Origin of the sequence: Microbacterium jepli (assembly GCF_047237905.1) — a bacterium.
GTDB lineage: Bacteria > Actinomycetota > Actinomycetes > Actinomycetales > Microbacteriaceae > Microbacterium.
Genome location: NZ_JBDFLW010000005.1, coordinates 2,790,733 through 2,807,782 on the forward strand (window position 1 = coordinate 2,790,733; position 17,050 = coordinate 2,807,782).

Below are 17,050 nucleotides of genomic sequence, written 5' to 3' on the forward strand. Positions count from 1 at the left end.
GCCACCGGCTATCGTGACCGTGTGACACCTGATCCGCTCGCTGCGCCGACCGACGGCGCGAGCGCGGATCGCGTGCCCGCGATCGCCCTCGACGCCGGGCAGACGGGCATCAAGGCGCGCACCACCGGCACGCCCCGCGACGCCGTGCACCCCGGCATCCGCACCGACGCCCCGCTTCTCCCGCAGCTCGCCGCGGTCGTCCGGGCCGAGCTGGAGCGCACCGACGTCGCGATCGAAGTCGTCGCCGCCGGCGTCTCCGGACTGACCGACGCCGAGGCCGATGCCGACGCGCTGCGGCAGCTCCTCGCGGACACGGGAATCGCCCGTGTGGTGATGGCGCACGATTCGACGACCTCCTTCCTGGGCGCCCTCGGAGACGGGCAGGGCGTCGTCGTGGCGGCGGGCACCGGCGTCGTGACGCTGGCCGTCGGACCCACCGACGTCGCCCGCGTCGACGGCTGGGGCTACCTCATGGGCGACGCCGGCAGCGGCTACTGGATCGGCCGAGAGGCCCTCGACGCCGTCATGCGCGCCTACGACGGCCGCGGTGCCCCGACCGCGCTGACAGACGCCGTGCGGGCCCAGTGGCCGCACCTGCCCGACGCCTACATCGACCTGCAGTCCGATCCGGGCAAGGTCGGCGTGGTCGCCGCCTTCGCCGAACCCGTCGCCCGCGCGGCGCTCGAGGGCGACGGCGTCGCGATCTCCATCTCCCGGCGCGCCGCCGCCGAGCTCGCCGCCAGTGCGGCGGCCGCGCTCCGGCGAACGGGCCAGGCGGATGCCTCGGCCGAGGTATGCGCGATCGGCGGCGTCTTCGGCTCCCCCGTGCTGCGCGAGGCGTTCGAGACCGCCGCCACTGCGGCCGGCTTTCGCCTCGTGCCGCCGCGCGGTCACGGGATCGACGGCGTCGAACGGCTGGTGCACCTCTCGCCGCAGCATCCGCTCGCCGCCTCCGTCCGGCGCTCGACCACGGCCTGACGGCGGGAACGGAAGAGGGGCGGATGCCGCAGCATCCACCCCTCCGTCGTGTCGTCGTGTCAGCTGATGCCGTCGATGACCGCGTTCAGCGTCTGCGACGGGCGCATGACGCCCTCGACCAGCTCGGGGTCGGGACGGTAGTACCCGCCGATGTCGACCGAGTGCCCCTGAACGGCCAGCAGCTCGCCGACGATCGCCTCTTCGTCAGCCGCCAGCTTCTCGGCGATCGGCCCGAAGATCGCGGCCAGCTCGGCGTCCGCCGTCTGCCCGGCCAGCTCCTGCGCCCAGTACAGGGCGAGGTAGAAGTGGCTTCCGCGGTTGTCGATCGTGCCGAGCGCGCGGCCGGGCGACTTGTCGTTCTCGAGGAACGTGCCGGTCGCGGCATCCAGCGTGTCGGCCAGCACCTGGGCACGCGCGTTGCCGTTGTAGGTCGCGAGGTGCTCCAGCGAGGCGGCCAGGGCGAAGAACTCGCCGAGGGAGTCCCAGCGCAGGTAGTCCTCGGCCACGAGCTGCTGCACGTGCTTTGGGGCGGAGCCGCCCGCACCGGTCTCGAACAGTCCGCCGCCCGCGAGCAGCGGGACGATCGAGAGCATCTTGGCGCTGGTGCCGACCTCGAGGATCGGGAACAGGTCGGTGAGGTAGTCGCGCAGCACGTTTCCCGTGACCGAGATCGTGTCCTCCCCCGCACGCAGACGGTCCAGCGAGTACTGGGTCGCCTCCGCGGGCGGGAGGATCGTGATCGTCAGGCCCTCGGTGTCGTGCTCGGCGAGGTAGGTGTTCACCTTCTCGATCAGCTTCGCGTCATGCGCGCGGTCGGCGTCGAGCCAGAACACGGCCGGCGCACCGGTCGCGCGGGCACGGCCGACGGCCAGCTTCACCCAGTCGCGGACGGGGATGTCCTTCGTCTGCGTCGCACGCCAGATGTCGCCGCGGTGCACCTCGTGCTCGATGAGCACGGAGCCCGCGCCGTCGACGATCTGCACGACGCCGTCGTCCGCGATCTCGAACGTCTTGTCGTGACTGCCGTACTCCTCGGCCGCCTGGGCCATGAGTCCGACGTTCGGCACGGTGCCGATGGTCGCCGGGTCGAGCGGACCGTGCGCGATGACGTCGTCGATCGTCGTCTGGTAGACGCTCGCGTAGGACGAGTCGGGGATGACGGCGAGGGTGTCGTCCTCGGCTCCGTCGACGCCCCACAGCTTGCCGCCGTTGCGCACCAGCGCGGGCATGGAGGCGTCCACGATCACGTCCGAGGGCACGTGCAGGTTGGTGATGCCCTTGTCGGAGTTGACGTACGACAGACGGGGTCCGCGTGCGAGGTCGGCCTCGATGGCGGCGGCGATCTCCGCTCCGCCCTCGATGGAGCCCAGACCGGCGAGCACGGCGCCGAGGCCGTCGTTCGCCGTGAGGCCCGCCGCGGCGATCGCGTCGCCGTATCGCTCGAACACGTCGGCGAAGTGGGCCCGCACCACGTGGCCGAAGATGATCGGGTCGCTGACCTTCATCATCGTGGCCTTGAGGTGCACGGAGTAGAGGACGTCCTCGGATGCCGCGGTCGCGAGCGTCTCGGCGAGGAACGCGTCGAGCGCCGCAGCCGAGAGGAAGGTCGCGTCGACGATCTCGCCGGGAAGCACCTTGAGGCCGGACTTGAGGGGGGTGACGGTGCCGTCGGCGGCGACGTGCTGGATGCTCAGCACGTCGTCGGAGTCGATGACGACGGACTTCTCGTTGGAGCGGAAGTCGTCGTGGCCCATCGTGGCCACTCTGGTCTTCGAGCCGGCGGGGAAGGCCTTGTTGCGGTGGGGGTGCTTGCGGGCGTACTGCTTCACCGACAGCGGTGCGCGGCGGTCGCTGTTGCCCTCGCGCAGCACCGGGTTCACGGCGGAGCCCTTGATGCGGTCGTACCGGGCGCGGACGTCCTTGTCCTCGACGGACTGCGGCTCGTCCGGGTAGTCGGGGATGTCGTAGCCGGCGGCCTGCAGCTCCGCGATGGCGGCCTTCAGCTGCGGGATCGACGCCGAGATGTTCGGCAGCTTGATGATGTTCGCCTCGGGCAGGGTGGCGAGGCCCCCGAGCTCGGCGAGCGCGTCACCCACCTGCTGCTCGGGCGTGAGGTTCTGCGGGAAGGCGGCCAGCACGCGTCCGGCGAGGGAGATGTCGCGGGTCTCGATGTCGATGCCCGCGGGGCGCGCGAACGCCTGCACGATCGGCAGGAACGAGGCCGTCGCCAGTGCGGGCGCCTCGTCGGTGTAGGTGTAGATGATGGTCGATTCGGTCACCAGGTTGTCTCCGTTCGAGTTCTCGGCCAGCCTATCGCAAAGAGGCAAAGTATCTTGATATCGAGATACTTTTCCTGATGAACGTCCTATGACGAATGGTGTCGGGATTGTCTGCGGCGGGGGCCGGGGCGCTAGCCTGTCCGCATGGGTGAACTGCGCCTGGTCGAACTGTCCGCCGCCACGATCGTGGCGGTGAACAACATGTCGCTGAAACCCGGCCAGGAGGAGTACCTCTCCCCCGTCAGCTACGGGGTGGCGGCCACCGTCGTCAATCCGACCACCACGTGGCAGCGCGTCGTCATCGATGAGGACGGCAGCGTCCTGGGCTTCGTCAGTGCGAACTTCGACGCCGACCACCCCGAGGAGCACTTCCGCTCCGTGCTGTGGCGCATCAACGTCGACGCCGACGAGCAGGGCCGCGGCGTCGGCCGGTTCGCCGTCGACGGCCTCCTCTCGGAGGCGCGGGCGCGCGGCTTCGACCATGTCGACGTCGTCTACGAGTCGGGCGAGGACGGCCCCGAGGCGTTCTTCCGGCGCGTGGGCTTCACCCCGGTGGGCGAGACGCCCTACGGCGAGGTCGTCGCCGAGATCCGCATCTGACGCCGGCGCGCAGAACGCCCCGACCCGCGCGCGAGCGCGAGCCGGGGCATCCGCTCTCCTAGACCAGCGACTCGCGCCAGGCGGCGTGCAGCTGAGCGAACTTGCCGTCGCCCGCGATGAGCTCGGCGGGGGTGTCGTCCTCGATGATGCGGCCGTGCTCCATCACCAGCACCCGGTCGGCGATGGCGACGGTCGACAGGCGGTGCGCGATGATGATGGCCGTCCGGTCGGCGAGCAGCGTCTGCAGCGCCTCCTGGATCATCCGCTCGCTCGGCATGTCGAGCGAGGCGGTGGCCTCGTCGAGGATGAGCACCGCCGGATCGGCGAGGAACGCCCGCGCGAACGAGATCAGCTGGCGCTGACCCGCCGAGACGCGTCCGCCGCGCTTGTTCACGTCGGTGTCGTAGCCGTCCGGGAGGGCCTCGATGAAGGTGTCGGCGCCCACCGCCCGCGCCGCCGCGCGGATCTCGTCCATCGTGGCGTCGGGCTTGCCGAGCGCGATGTTGTCGGCGACCGTGCCGCTGAACAGATAGGCCTCCTGCGTGACCATGACGATCGCGCGGCGCAAGTCCTTCGGGTGCAGCTGACGCAGGTCGATGTCGTCGAGCGTCACGCGGCCCTCGGTGGGGTCGTAGAAGCGCGAGACGAGCTTGGCGAGCGTCGACTTGCCGGCGCCGGTGGTGCCCACGAGGGCGATGGTCTGTCCCGCCGGGATGTCGAGCGTGAAGTCCGGCAGGATCGTCGTCGCCGCGTTGTAGCCGAAGCGCACGCCGTCGAAGCGGACGTGTCCGCGGGAGGTCCACAGGTCGACCGGCTTGACCGGATCGGGCACCGTGGGCTCCTCCTCGAGCACGCCCGAGACCTTCTCGAGCGCCGCTGTGGCCGACTGGTAGGAGTTCAGGAAGAACGCGACCTCCTGCAGCGGCGCGAAGAAGTTCCGCACGTAGAGCACGGCGGCCAGGAGGGTTCCGATGAGGAACGAGGAGTCCACCACGCGCAGACCGCCCCACAGCAGCACGAGGGCGACCGAGACGGCCGCCACGGCCATGAGGCCCGGCTCGAAGGTTCCGAAGAGCCGGATCGAGCGCATGTTGACCTCGCGGTAGTCCGCGGCGAGCGCACCGAACTCGTCGTCGTTGCGCCGCTCCTTGCGGAACGCCTTGACCGCGCGGATGCCGGTCATCGTCTCGACGAACTTGACGATCACCTGGGCGCTGATGACGCGCGACTCCCGGTAGACGCGCTGCGAGCGCGTGTAGAACCACCGCATGAGCAGGTACAGCGGCAGGCCCATCACCAGCAGGATGACCCCGGACTGCCAGTCGAGCAGCAGCAGGGCGATGAGCGTGAAGACGCCGTAGAGGATGCCGGAGACGAGCTCGTTGAGTCCGCCGTCGAGCAGCTCCTTGATGGTGTCGAGGTCGCTCGTCTGCCGGGAGATGATGCGGCCCGACGTGTAGGACTCGTGGAACTCGAGGCTCAGCCGCTGGGTGTGCAGGAAGATCCGCTTGCGCAGGTCGAGCATCACCGCCTGGGTGAGGCGTGCCGCGACGACGACGTACCACCCGATGAGGGCGGCGCCGCCGATGCCCGCGGACAGGAACACCGCCACGACGCCGATGGTCGGCATCCAGTCGGTGCGCTCCACCACCGCCGGGAGGGCGTTGTTGATGCCGTAGGCGATCAGCGCCGGGCCCGCCACGCGCAGCGCGGTGGAGACGATCAGCACGGCGCCCGCGAGCACGAGCTGCCACTTCAGCGGCGACACCAGCGAGCCGAGCAGTCGCAGCGAGCGACGGCGGATGGCGCGGCTCTCGTCGCGCGTGTAGTCGGAGCGGTCTTCACCGGACGTGCCGGTCACGGTCGTGGTGCTCATCGCGTCACCTCCGTCTCCCGCGGGCGGGCCTCATCGGTCTCGAGGCTCGAGATCACATGCCGGTAGTGCTCGCTCTCGCGGAGCAGGTCGGAGTGCCGGCCGACGGCCGTGACCCGGCCGTCCTCCAGGAGGGCGACTCGGTCGGCGAGCATGACGGTCGACGGCCGGTGGGCGACGACGAGCGCGGTCGTGGCCGACAGCACCTCGCGGAGGGCGTCCTCCACGAGCGCCTCGGTGTCGACGTCGAGCGCCGAGAGCGGGTCGTCGAGCACGAGCACGGCCGGACGGGCCGCGACCGCGCGCGCGAGCGCGAGACGCTGGCGCTGTCCGCCCGAAAGGCTCAGTCCCTCTTCGCCGATGACGGTGTCGACGCCCTGGGGGAGGTCTTCGACGAAGCCCGCCTGTGCGACGGCGAGCGCTTCGCGCATGACCGCCTCGGCCTCGGGGCTGCCGGGTTCGAGGTCCTCGCGCCCGAGCAGCACGTTCTCGCGCACGGTCTGCGAGAAGAGCGTGGCGTCTTCGAAGGCCATGCCGATGTGGCGGCGCAGCTCGTCGAGCGTCAGGTCGCGCACGTCGACGCCGTCGAGGGTCACCCGGCCGCCGGTCACGTCGTAGAGCCGTGTCGGGAGGGTGGTGAGGGTGGTCTTGCCCGAGCCGGTCAGACCCACCAGGGCCATGGTCTCCCCCGGCTCCAGCACGAGGTCGACGCCGTCGATGAGATCGCGCTCGGTGTCGGCGGCGTCCTGGTAGCGGAAGTGCACGCCCTCGAACGTGAGCGCGCCGCGCGGCTCGGCGATCGTGCGCGGGTTCTCCGGGTCGACGATCGTGTTCTCCTCGTCGAAGACCTCGAAGATGCGGTCGGTGGCCGTCCGTGCGTCGAGCGCGAAGGAGAAGAGGAACCCGATCGACTCCATCGGCCAGCGCAGCACGGTCGCCATCGCGAAGAACGCGACGAGCTCGGCGACGCTGAGCTGGTTCAGCTGCACCAGGTAGATGCCCGCGCCCAGGCACAGCGCGAAGGCGATGTCGGGCAGCAGCACGAGCCAGAACCAGATCAGGCCGATCGCCCGGGCCTTGCGCAGCTCGGTCTGGCGCAGCGTCTCGGCCTGACGCGTGAACTTCTTCAGCGCGTGGGCGCCGCGGCCGAACGCCTTCAGCACCCGGATGCCGTGGACGCTCTCCTCCACGGAGGTGGCGAGGTCGCCGGCCTGATCCTGGCTCTGGCGCGCGAGCGCACCGTAGGTCTTCTCGAAGACGTAGCCGCTGAACCACAGCGGCAAGGAGCAGACGAGGAACAGGGTGCCGAGCAGCCAGTGCCAGCGGAACAGCAGCACGGTGCCGACGAGGATGGTGAGGACGTTGACGACCAGGAGCACGAGTCCGAAGGCGAGCCAGCGGCGCAGCATGCTGAGGTCCTGCATCATGCGGCTCAGCAGCTGACCCGACTGCCAGCGGTCGTGGAACGACACCGGCAGCCGCTGCAGGCGCGAGTAGAAGCTCTGCCGGATGTCGTACTCGACACCTGTGGCGGGGGCCAGCACGAACCAGCGGCGGAGCCAGATCAGACCGGCCTCGGCCAAGCCCAGCAGGAGGATCGCCACCGCTCCCCAGACGATCTGGCCGATGTCGCCGGAGGCGATCGGACCCTGCACGATCACCTCGAGCACGAGCGGGATGGACAGGGCGAGCAGCGAGGCCACGAGCGCGCTGAGCGCACCCATGCTCAGACGGCCGACGACCGGTTTGGCGAAGGGGAGGAGCCGCGCGAGAGCGCGCGGCGTGGACAGGCGCGGAGGCGGCGATGCAGTGGAGGTCATGATCCTTGTGGGATGTGTGAGGCGGGTGGAGCGAGCGGAGGATCGGCGGGCACGCGCAGGCGGGCGGCCTTCCTGCCTGGGGCGACAACGCCGGGCGGACCGGCGATATGCCGGCCGCGGGTTCAGTGGCGCGAGGCGCGAGCGGCGAGCTGGAGGATGCGGCGGACCGGCGTGATGGTGATCAGGGTCATGTCATCCTCCTTCGCGCAGCGACCGCGGGGCGCGGACGACAGCCCTCCAGGATATTCCCAGGGTGGAAGGGGCACAAGACCTGGGCCGGGATCGGGGCCGCTCAGCGTGCGGCGGCGGACTCGCGCGCGAGAAGACTCTCTTTCACTTCGACACCCCAGGCGAAGCCGCCGAGCGAGCCGTCGGTGCGCAGCACCCGGTGGCAGGGCACGAAGAGCGCCGGCGCATTTCGAGCGCAGATGGATGCCGCGGCCCGCACCGCGCTCGGCTGTCCGAGTGCGGCGGCGAAGCCGGTGTAGCTGAGCGGTCCGCCCGCCGGGATCCCGCGCAGCGCGTCCCATCCCGCGGCCTGCAGCACCGTGCCGAACTGCCGCACGGGCACCGTGTCGATCGCCGTCAGGTCGCCCGCGTAGTACGCGGTGACGGCTGCTGCGGCATCCGTCGTCCCTGTCTTGACCTCGGCTGGACGATGCGCGGGGCGCAGGCGCGCGAGCACGGCGTCGGCCTCCGCCGTCCAGCCGGACGCGAGCACCCGGCCTTCCTCGTCGACGAGAAGCGTGAACGGGCCGTCGGGCGTGGCGACGGTCTGCAGGGTGCCGGTGGCGATGGTCGCGGTCATGAATCCTCCGTCGGGGTCGGGTCGGGGGTCGCCCGCCACGCGCGCGTGACGGGCGCGGCGTACCAGAGGTGCGCCATCAGGTAGCTGCGCCACGGGGCCGTGCGGACGGCCCAGCGGGTGAGTCCGGCCGCATCCGCGGGGATGCCGGCGGCGAGCGCGCCCGCGCGCGCCGCGACGTCGCCCGGCAGGAGCACGTCGGGGTCCTGCAGCACGCGCATGCGCACGTAGTCCGCGGTCCAGGGACCGATGCCCGGCATCGCCAGCAGCGCCGCGCGCTGCTCCGCGCCGTCGTCGCCGGGGCCGACGTCCAGCCGCCCCTCGGCCAGGGCGGCGGCGGCGCCGATCACCGACCGGACGCGCGCGGCCGGTCCGCGCAGCACCTCGTGGCCCCGCTCGGCGATCGCCGTCGTCGTCGGGAAGAGGATGCCCTCCCCGTCGGGGGTCTGCATGCGCTCGCCCAGCGCGTCGGCCAGCCGCGTCTGCGCCGTGCGGGCGGCGGCCACGGAGATCTGCTGGCCGATCATCGCCCGGATGAGCATCTCGTGCGGGTCGACCGCCCCCGGGACGCGCACGCCGGGGATCGCGGCGACGAGGGGGGCGAGCTCGGGATGCTGCGACAGCGCGTCGTCCACGGCCAGCGGATCCGCGTCGAGATCGAACAGCCGGCGCGCGCGGGTGACCATCGCGGGGAGGTCGGAGAGGGCCGTCAGCCGGGTGCGCAGGCGTACGCGGCCGCTCGCGTCGACGCGCAGCTCGAACCACGCCGGACCGCCCGGGAGCCGCAGCGTGCGGGCGAATCGGTGCGCGCTGCCGGACTCCACCCCGCCGACGGCGTGGGCGGCCATCCAGCCGAGGAGACCGGCCGCGTCGAGCTCGCCGCGGTGGGGCAGCACGAGGTCGAGCTGGCCGCCGGGCGCGCCCGTCGTCGCGGCGGAACGGCGCGCGCGCAGCTCGAGCGGCGGCATCCCGAAGACCTCGCGGACGGTCTCGTTGAATTGACGGATGCTGGCGAACCCCGCCGAGAACGCCACCTGCGACGCGGGGAGGTCGGTGCCCACGAGCAGCATGCGCGCGGTGTGCGCCCGATGCGCCCGGCTGAGGGCGAGGGGGCCCGCGCCGAGCTCGGCGGCCATCAGGCGGGTCAGGTGGCGCGGCGAGTAGCCGAGCCGCGCGGCCAGGCCCGGCACGCCCTCGCGCTCCACGACGCCGTCGGCGATGAGGCGCATCGCGCGGGCGACGACGTCGCCGCGGAGGTTCCACTGCGGTGAGCCGGGGGCGGCCTCGGGAAGGCACCGCTTGCACGCGCGATAGCCGGCCTCGTGGGCGGCGGCCGACGTGGCGTAGAACGTGACGTTGGCGGCCTTCGGCGTGCGCGCGGGACAGCTGGGGCGGCAGTAGATGCCGGTGGAGCGCACCGCCGTGACGAACTGCCCGTCGAAGCGGGTGTCGCGCGAATCGATCGCGCGGTACCGCTCGTCGAAGGTCATGGTGAGGCTCACGGTGTCCAGCCTGACACGCGCCCCCGACCTGGGCTCGCGGAAAACGGACACGGGTGTGCCGCGCACGGACGCGCCCGACACACGACGCACACCGACGGCATCGGTCGCAAGCCTGGGCCGCACGCGGATGTCGGGGATAACGTGAGGCCATGACTGAACTCGAGTACGACGTCATCGTCATCGGAGCCGGGGCCGTGGGCGAGAACGTCGCCGATCGCGCCGTGCAGGGCGGGATGCGCACCGCCCTCATCGAGTCCGAACTGGTCGGCGGCGAGTGCTCCTACTGGGCGTGCATGCCGAGCAAGGCGCTGCTGCGCAGTGCCGCCGCCGTACGGGCGGCGCAGGCCGTCGACGGGGCGAAGCAGGCCGTCACCGGAAGTGTCGACGTCGAAGGGGTGCTGCGGCGCCGCAACTCGATCACGCACGACTGGGACGACTCCTCGCAGGTGAAGTGGGTGTCGAAGGCGGGCATCGACCTCATCCGCGGCCACGCGGAGTTCACCGGCGTCAAGGCGCTCACCGTGACCGCAGCCGACGGGACCATCACCCGCCTGACCGCCAGGCACGCGGTCGTCGCCGCGACCGGCTCCGCCGCGCTGCTGCCCGACATCCCCGGGCTCGCCGACGTCGAGCCGTGGACGAGCCGCGAAGCCACCAGTGCCCAGGAGATCCCGGCGTCGCTCGCCATCATCGGCGGCGGCGTCGTCGGCGTCGAGATGGCGACGGCGTATGCCGGGTTCGGCACCGACGTCACCCTGATCGTCCGCTCCGGACTGCTGACGAACATGGAGCCGTTCGCCGGAGAGCTCGTCGGCGACTCCCTGCGCGCGCTCGGGGTCACGATCCGCAACGGCGTGGACGTCACCGAGGTGACGCGCGAGGTCGACAAGGCCGTCCTCACGCTGTCGGAGGGCGAGCCCGTGACGGCCGAGAAGGTGCTGGTTGCGATCGGCCGCACCCCGCGCACGCAGGACCTCGGGCTCGAGACCATCGGCCTGGAGCCCGGCGCCTGGCTGGACGTCGACGACACGCTGCTCGTGAAGGGGACCGACTGGCTCTACGGGGTCGGCGACGTCAACCACCGCGCGCTGCTGACGCACCAGGGCAAGTACCAGGCGCGTGCCGCCGGCGACGTCATCGCCGCCCGGGCCAAGGGCGAGAGGGTGGATGCCGCACCCTGGGGGGTCCACGTCGCCACCGCCGACCACGACGCGGTGCCGCAGGTCACCTTCTCCGATCCGCCCGTCGCGTCGGTCGGGTTCACCGAGGCGTCCGCACGGAAGGCGGGGCGCAGCATCCGGGTCCTGGACTACGACCTCAGCTGGGTCGCGGGCTCCAGCACGGTGTCGGACGACTACGTCGGGCAGGCGAGGGCGATCGTGGACGAGGACCGCGGCGTGATCATCGGCGCGACCTTCGTGGGGCCTGACGTCGCCGAGCTGCTGCACTCCGCCACGATCGCCGTCGTCGGCGAGGTGCCGCTTACGCGGCTCTGGCACGCGGTGCCGTCGTACCCGACCGTGAGCGAGGTCTGGCTGCGCTTCCTCGAGGCCTACGGACGTCCAACCACCTGATTCCGCCGGCGGTTTTCGGATGCATGCCGCGCCGGACATGAATTGCATGCGCTGACGCTCCCGCGGCCAGCTCCGTGCATTCGGGCCGGACCGGGGCACCCATCTCGGACGGTTCGCGTGCCGGCGCGGGGGTTATCCTCTGTGTGACCGGTCACGCGATGTGCGCGACCCACGCAGCGAGGCGGACCGATGAGTGCGAGCGACACCCCCGGCGCCGCCGGTCGCGCGCCCAGCATCCGCGACGTCGCCCGTCTCGCCGGAGTCTCGTACCAGACCGTCTCCCGGGTGATCAACAACAGTCCGCAGCTGCGCCCCGAGACGGCCGAGCGGGTGCGCTCCGTCATCGCCGAGCTCCGGTTCGTGCCGAGCCAAGCCGCCCGGGCTCTCGCCACGAGCCGCACGAGGCTCCTCGGCGTGCTGGGCCCTCGCACCACGACGTACGGCCTGGCGACCATGGTGCAGGGCGTCGAATCGGCGGCGCGCGCGGCGGGCTACCGGCTCACCGTCACCAACCTCGCCTCCAGCGCTCCCGACGACGTGCGCGCCTCGATCGACCACCTCGTCCGGCAGTCCGTCGAGGGCCTGATCGCCGTCGCCCCGCAGTCGCGGGTCGTGCCCATCCTCGACGAGCTGCAGCTGCCCGTGCCGGTGAAGATCGTCTCGTCGACCGCGCCGACCGGGCTGGGTGGCACGCACAACGACCAGATCGCCGGCGCCCGCGCGGCGGTGCGGCACCTGATCGACCTGGGGCACTCCCGCATCCTGCACATCGCCGGGCCGCGGGACTGGGTGGAGGCGGACCACCGGATGCAGGGCTACCTGGCCGAGATGGACGCGCACGACCTCTCTCCGCGCCCGCCGGTGCTCGGCGACTGGACGGCGAAGTTCGGCTTCGAGGCCGGCATGGAGCTGCTGCGCATGGAGGACGCCACCGCCGTCTTCGCCGGCAACGACCACATGGCGCTGGGTTTCATGCACGCCGTCCGCGCCATCGGGCGATCGGTGCCCGAGGACATCTCGATCGTCGGCTTCGACGACGTTCCCGAGTCGGCGCACCTCTGGCCGCCGCTGACCACGGTCCGTCAGGACTTCGAGGGGATCGGCCGCCGCGCGGTGGGCGATCTCCTCGCCGACCTCGGCGTTCAGCCGGACGAGGACGTAGTGGCGCAGCCCGATCACCTGCGCCTGATCGTGCGCTCGTCGACCGCTCCCCCGACCCGATGAATTGGTCACGTTTCCGCAACGCTCGGGGTCGCAGCATCCGCCCACTTGACAGCACGGCACAACCGCGGGGTAGCATCACTCACACAATGTGAACGGTCACATGACCGCCACGCCACCCCGACGGAGTCCGCTACGAAGCGGACGAGTCGAGACGACGTCGTTCCGACATGCGCGCATCGCCCGCCATGCACACGGGGGACGGTCGAGCTCGCGCAGCCGGTGGTCCAGCGTGCCCGGCCGTGCGTCCGTCTGCGATCACGAGGCGGCCTCCAACCCCGGACAGCCGCGAATCAAGAACCCAACGAAGGGAACCAGCGTGAAGAAGCACAGCATGCTCACCATGGTCGCGGGGGCGGCAGTCCTCGCCCTCAGCCTGGCCGGCTGCGCGGGCGACCGCAGCGGCGGCAGCGCCGACGCCACCCAGGAGGCCGGCGGAATCATCGGCGTCGCGATGCCGACCCAGCAGTCGGAGCGCTGGATCGCCGACGGCGACAACGTCAAGTCGCAGCTGGAGGAGCTGGGCTACCAGGTCGACCTGCAGTACGCGAACGACGACATCCCCACCCAGGTCTCGCAGATCGAGAACATGATCACCTCGGGCGCCAAGGCCCTGGTCATCGCCTCCATCGACGGCACGACCCTCACCGACGTCCTGCAGCAGGCCGCCGACGCCGACATCCCGGTGATCGCGTACGACCGCCTGATCAACGGCACCGAGAACGTCGACTACTACACGACGTTCGACAACTACCAGGTCGGCGTGCAGCAGGCCACGTCGCTCCTGACCGGCCTGGGCGTCCTGGACGCCTCGGGCAAGGAGACCGGCGCCGCCGGTCCCTTCAACGTGGAGCTCTTCGCCGGCAGCCCCGACGACAACAACGCCACGTTCTTCTGGAACGGCGCCATGGACACCCTCAAGCCCTACATGGACTCGGGTGTACTGACTGTCCCCAGCGGCCAGACGGAGTTCGGCCAGGCCGCGATCCTGCGCTGGCTGCCCGAGACCGCGCAGGAGCGGATGGAGAACATCCTCACCGTCATCGGCGACACCCGCCTCGACGGCGTGCTGTCCCCCTACGACGGCCTGTCGATCGGCATCATCTCCGCGCTGACCTCCGGCGGCTACGCCGCTGACGCCCTGCCGGTCATCACCGGTCAGGACGCCGAGGTCGGCTCGATCAAGTCCATCATCGCCGGCGAGCAGTACTCGACGATCTTCAAGGACACCCGTGAGCTGGCCAAGCAGGCCGTCTCCATGATCGACGCGATCCGCAAGGGCACCGAGCCCGAGGTCAACGACACCGAGACCTACGACAACGGCGAGAAGATCGTCCCGTCGTTCCTCCTCAAGTCGACGATCGTGACGAAGGACAACTACCAGGACGTCCTCGTCGACAGCGGCTACTACACCGAGTCCGACCTCAAGTGACTCATCGGCGGGAGGGCCTCGTGCCCTCCCGCCGTCTCCCTTCCCCCATCCCGCCGACCATCGTCGGCACTGCAAGGAGGACCTCGTGAGCACCATCCTCGAGATGCGCTCGATCACCAAGGAGTTCCCCGGCGTCATCGCGCTGGCCGACGTGTCGCTGACCGTCGAGCGGGGCACCGTCCACGCCATCTGCGGCGAGAACGGCGCGGGCAAGTCCACCCTCATGAAGGTGCTCAGCGGGGTCTACCCCGCGGGCGACTACCGCGGCGAGATCGAGTTCGACGGCCAGATCGTCCAGTTCAAGGACATCCGCGACAGCGAAGCCGCCGGCATCGTCATCATCCACCAGGAGCTGGCTCTCAGTCCCTACCTCTCCATCGCCGAGAACATCTTCCTCGGCAACGAGATCACCCACCGCGGCCTCATCGACTGGGACGCCACGAACCGCGAGGCGGCCAAGCTCCTCGCCCGCGTCGGTCTCGGCGACAGCCCCGACGTGCCCGTGAACGAGATCGGCGTCGGCAAGCAGCAGCTCGTGGAGATCGCCAAGGCTCTCTCGAAGGACGTGAAGCTCCTCATCCTCGACGAGCCGACCGCCGCACTGAACGACGACGACTCGGCCCACCTGCTCGATCTCATCCGCCACCTCCGCGGCCAGGGGATCACCTGCATCATCATCAGCCACAAGCTCAACGAGATCCGCGCCATCGCCGACGAGGTCACCATCATCCGCGACGGCCGCACGATCGAGACGCTCGACGTCGCCACCGGCGGCACCAGCGAAGACCGCATCATCCGCGGCATGGTCGGCCGCGAGCTCGAGAACCGCTATCCCGACCGCGACGCCGAGATCGGCGAGGAAGTGCTGCGTGTGGAGGACTGGACCGTCCACCACCCGACGGACGCCAACCGCGTGGTCATCCACAGCGCGAACATCACCGTGCGCGCGGGCGAGGTCGTCGGCATCGCCGGCCTCATGGGCGCCGGTCGCACCGAACTCGCCATGAGCGTCTTCGGCCGCAGCTTCGGCTCGCGCATCACCGGCAGCGTCTACGTCCGCGGGCAGAAGGTCGACACCTCCACGGTGCCCAAGGCCATCCGCGCCGGCCTCGCGTATGTGACCGAGGACCGCAAGGGCGCCGGGCTGAACCTCATCGACACCATCAAGCGCAACATCTCCCTGGCGGGCATGCGCAAGCTCACCCGCCGGGGCTGGGTCGACGGCCAGGAGGAGTACCTCGTCGCCAACCGCTACCGGCAGTCGATGAACATCAAGGCGCCGACGGTCGACGTCGTGGTGGGCAAGCTCTCGGGCGGCAACCAGCAGAAGGTCGTGCTGTCGCAGTGGCTGTACTCGGATCCCGAGGTCCTCATCCTCGACGAGCCCACCCGCGGCATCGACGTGGGAGCCAAGTACGAGATCTACACGATCATCAACACGCTCGCGGCGCAGGGCAAGGGGGTGCTGGTCATCTCGTCCGAGCTGCCCGAGCTCCTCGGCATCTGCGATCGCATCTACACACTCAGCGAGGGCCACATCACCGGCCAGCTGCCCATCGAGGAGGCCACACCCGAGGCCCTCATGGTGCTCATGACGAAGGAGAAGGAAGCCGACCATGTCAGTGCCTGACAACACCCTCATCGGGAAGGGTCTGAACGACACCCCCCGCGGCCCCATCGGTGGGTCCGCCGGCGACAACGGCGGGATCGTGCAGTTCTTCACCTCCCGCCTGCGCGAGATCGGCATCTTCATCGCGCTGATCGTGATCGTGCTGCTGTTCCAGGCGCTGACCGGCGGGCGTCTGCTCACCCCGGGCAACGTCTCGAACATCATCGTCCAGAACAGCTACATCCTGATCCTCGCGATCGGCATGGTGATGATCATCATCGCCGGCCACATCGACCTGTCGGTCGGATCGGTCGCGGCCTTCGTCGGCGCCGTCTCGGGCGTGCTCATCGTGCAGATGGGCCTCCCCTGGTGGCTGGGCATCGTGCTCTCGCTCATCCTGGGCGCCGTGGTCGGCATGTGGCAGGGCTTCTGGGTCGCGTACGTCGGCATACCCGCCTTCATCGTGACGCTGGCCGGCATGCTCCTCTTCCGCGGTCTCACGCAGATCACCCTCGGCAACACGCAGATCACGCCGTTCCCGTCGGAGTACCGCGCGCTCGGCGGCGGCTACCTCTTCCCCGATCTGTTCCCCGCCTCCTCCTACCCCGCGGAGTGGATCACCGTCGGCCTGGGCGTGCTCACGCTCGTGCTGTTCGTCTTCAGCCAGGTGCGCCAGCGCACCAAGCGCGCCGCGCTGGAGCTTCAGAACGAGCCCCGTGTGTGGTTCCTGTTCAAGGTCCTCGGCGGAGGCGCTCTCATCGCGTACCTGACCTACCTGCTCGGCGTCGCGCCCAACTCGCGCGGCACGCCGATCGTGCTCGTGGTGCTGGCCGTGCTCATCATCGGGTACTCGGTCGTCATGAATCGCAGCGTGTTCGGCCGTCACATCTACGCGATCGGCGGCAACCGCAACGCGGCCAAGCTGTCGGGCATCAACACCCGCCGAGTGGACTTCCTGCTGTTCGTGAACATGGGCGTGCTGGCCGCGCTGGCCGGCATCGTCTTCACCGGACGCCTGAACTCCGCCGGTCCCGGCGCGGGCAACCTGTTCGAGCTGGATGCCATCGCCGCCGCCTTCATCGGAGGCGCAGCCGTCCAGGGTGGCGTCGGCCGCGTCGTCGGTGCGATCGCGGGTGGTCTCGTGATGGGTGTGCTCAACAACGGCATGTCGCTCATGGGCATCTCGACCGACGTGCAGCAGTTCATCAAGGGCCTCGTGCTCCTGCTGGCGGTCGCCTTCGACGTGTGGAACAAGAACCGCACGCGTCGCTGAGCCGATCCGCACAACGAGAGACGCCCCGTCGCTTCGGCGACGGGGCGTCTCTCGTTCGCGTGCTGCGCGCCCTGGCCCGCCTCC

The 17,050-nt window shown here is 70.5% G+C and carries 12 protein-coding genes; 7 read left to right on the forward strand and 5 right to left on the reverse strand.

What is annotated here, in order from left to right; all coding sequences use genetic code 11:
• Positions 1 to 21 precede the first annotated feature (21 nt).
• Positions 22 to 978, forward strand: a complete 957-nt coding sequence (locus ABC304_RS17475; protein WP_412932739.1) for a BadF/BadG/BcrA/BcrD ATPase family protein — start codon at positions 22 to 24, stop codon at positions 976 to 978.
• A gap of 59 nt (positions 979 to 1,037) precedes the next feature.
• On the opposite strand, the gene ABC304_RS17480 is transcribed toward ABC304_RS17475, so the two are convergent.
• Positions 1,038 to 3,257 carry an NADP-dependent isocitrate dehydrogenase gene (locus ABC304_RS17480; RefSeq protein WP_412932741.1) on the reverse strand — a complete coding sequence of 740 codons (2,220 nt, stop codon included), beginning with the start codon at positions 3,255 to 3,257 and terminating at the stop codon, positions 1,038 to 1,040.
• 144 nt (positions 3,258 to 3,401) lie between these two features.
• On the opposite strand from ABC304_RS17480, the gene ABC304_RS17485 reads away from it, so the two are divergent.
• Positions 3,402 to 3,857 (forward strand): GNAT family N-acetyltransferase, encoded by a 456-nt coding sequence (locus ABC304_RS17485; protein ID WP_412932742.1) that lies wholly within the window; start codon positions 3,402 to 3,404, stop codon positions 3,855 to 3,857.
• 58 nt (positions 3,858 to 3,915) lie between these two features.
• On the opposite strand, the gene ABC304_RS17490 is transcribed toward ABC304_RS17485, so the two are convergent.
• The 4 genes from ABC304_RS17490 to ABC304_RS17505 form a co-directional block, all read right to left on the reverse strand.
• Positions 3,916 to 5,733 carry an ABC transporter ATP-binding protein gene (locus tag ABC304_RS17490; RefSeq protein ID WP_412932744.1) on the reverse strand — a complete coding sequence of 606 codons (1,818 nt, stop codon included), beginning with the start codon at positions 5,731 to 5,733 and terminating at the stop codon, positions 3,916 to 3,918.
• Positions 5,730 to 7,550 carry an ABC transporter ATP-binding protein gene (locus ABC304_RS17495; RefSeq protein ID WP_412932746.1) on the reverse strand — a complete coding sequence of 607 codons (1,821 nt, stop codon included), beginning with the start codon at positions 7,548 to 7,550 and terminating at the stop codon, positions 5,730 to 5,732. The genes ABC304_RS17490 and ABC304_RS17495 overlap by 4 nt, the downstream gene beginning before the upstream one ends.
• Positions 7,551 to 7,842: 292 nt before the next feature.
• Positions 7,843 to 8,358 (reverse strand): methylated-DNA--[protein]-cysteine S-methyltransferase, encoded by a 516-nt coding sequence (locus ABC304_RS17500; protein WP_412932748.1) that lies wholly within the window; start codon positions 8,356 to 8,358, stop codon positions 7,843 to 7,845.
• A complete protein-coding gene (locus tag ABC304_RS17505; protein WP_412933001.1) occupies positions 8,355 to 9,845 on the reverse strand; it encodes a DNA-3-methyladenine glycosylase 2 family protein in 1,491 nt (496 codons plus the stop codon). Before ABC304_RS17505 ends, ABC304_RS17500 begins: the two co-directional genes overlap by 4 nt.
• Before the next feature lie 161 nt (positions 9,846 to 10,006).
• Here ABC304_RS17505 and ABC304_RS17510 point away from each other — a divergent pair, with 161 nt between their 5' ends.
• From ABC304_RS17510 to mmsB, 5 genes are all read left to right on the forward strand, one after another.
• Positions 10,007 to 11,431, forward strand: a complete 1,425-nt coding sequence (locus ABC304_RS17510) for a dihydrolipoyl dehydrogenase family protein (protein ID WP_412932749.1) — start codon at positions 10,007 to 10,009, stop codon at positions 11,429 to 11,431.
• A gap of 189 nt (positions 11,432 to 11,620) precedes the next feature.
• Positions 11,621 to 12,655: a LacI family DNA-binding transcriptional regulator gene (locus ABC304_RS17515; protein ID WP_412932750.1), complete on the forward strand. Its 1,035-nt coding sequence runs from the start codon at positions 11,621 to 11,623 to the stop codon at positions 12,653 to 12,655.
• Between the two features lie 331 nt (positions 12,656 to 12,986).
• Positions 12,987 to 14,084 (forward strand): multiple monosaccharide ABC transporter substrate-binding protein, encoded by a 1,098-nt coding sequence (gene chvE / locus ABC304_RS17520; protein ID WP_412933003.1) that lies wholly within the window; start codon positions 12,987 to 12,989, stop codon positions 14,082 to 14,084.
• A gap of 103 nt (positions 14,085 to 14,187) precedes the next feature.
• Positions 14,188 to 15,714, forward strand: a complete 1,527-nt coding sequence (gene mmsA / locus ABC304_RS17525; protein WP_412933005.1) for a multiple monosaccharide ABC transporter ATP-binding protein — start codon at positions 14,188 to 14,190, stop codon at positions 15,712 to 15,714.
• Entirely contained in the window at positions 15,701 to 16,966 is a 1,266-nt protein-coding gene (gene mmsB / locus ABC304_RS17530; protein WP_412932751.1) for a multiple monosaccharide ABC transporter permease, read from the forward strand. Before mmsA ends, mmsB begins: the two co-directional genes overlap by 14 nt.
• The last annotated feature ends 84 nt before the right edge of the window (positions 16,967 to 17,050 follow it).

Bases quoted from the DNA above. Each gene is read 5' to 3' on its own strand.
- ABC304_RS17485 (WP_412932742.1), top strand. From the start codon at position 3,402: ATGGGTGAACTGCGCCTGGTCGAACTGTCCGCCGCCACGATCGTGGCG.
- ABC304_RS17490 (WP_412932744.1), bottom strand. From the start codon at position 5,733: ATGAGCACCACGACCGTGACCGGCACGTCCGGTGAAGACCGCTCCGAC.
- ABC304_RS17495 (WP_412932746.1), bottom strand. From the start codon at position 7,550: ATGACCTCCACTGCATCGCCGCCTCCGCGCCTGTCCACGCCGCGCGCT.
- ABC304_RS17500 (WP_412932748.1), bottom strand. From the start codon at position 8,358: ATGACCGCGACCATCGCCACCGGCACCCTGCAGACCGTCGCCACGCCC.
- ABC304_RS17505 (WP_412933001.1), bottom strand. From the start codon at position 9,845: ATGACCTTCGACGAGCGGTACCGCGCGATCGATTCGCGCGACACCCGC.
- ABC304_RS17510 (WP_412932749.1), top strand. From the start codon at position 10,007: ATGACTGAACTCGAGTACGACGTCATCGTCATCGGAGCCGGGGCCGTG.
- ABC304_RS17515 (WP_412932750.1), top strand. From the start codon at position 11,621: ATGAGTGCGAGCGACACCCCCGGCGCCGCCGGTCGCGCGCCCAGCATC.
- chvE (WP_412933003.1), top strand. From the start codon at position 12,987: ATGCTCACCATGGTCGCGGGGGCGGCAGTCCTCGCCCTCAGCCTGGCC.
- mmsA (WP_412933005.1), top strand. From the start codon at position 14,188: ATGCGCTCGATCACCAAGGAGTTCCCCGGCGTCATCGCGCTGGCCGAC.
- mmsB (WP_412932751.1), top strand. From the start codon at position 15,701: ATGTCAGTGCCTGACAACACCCTCATCGGGAAGGGTCTGAACGACACC.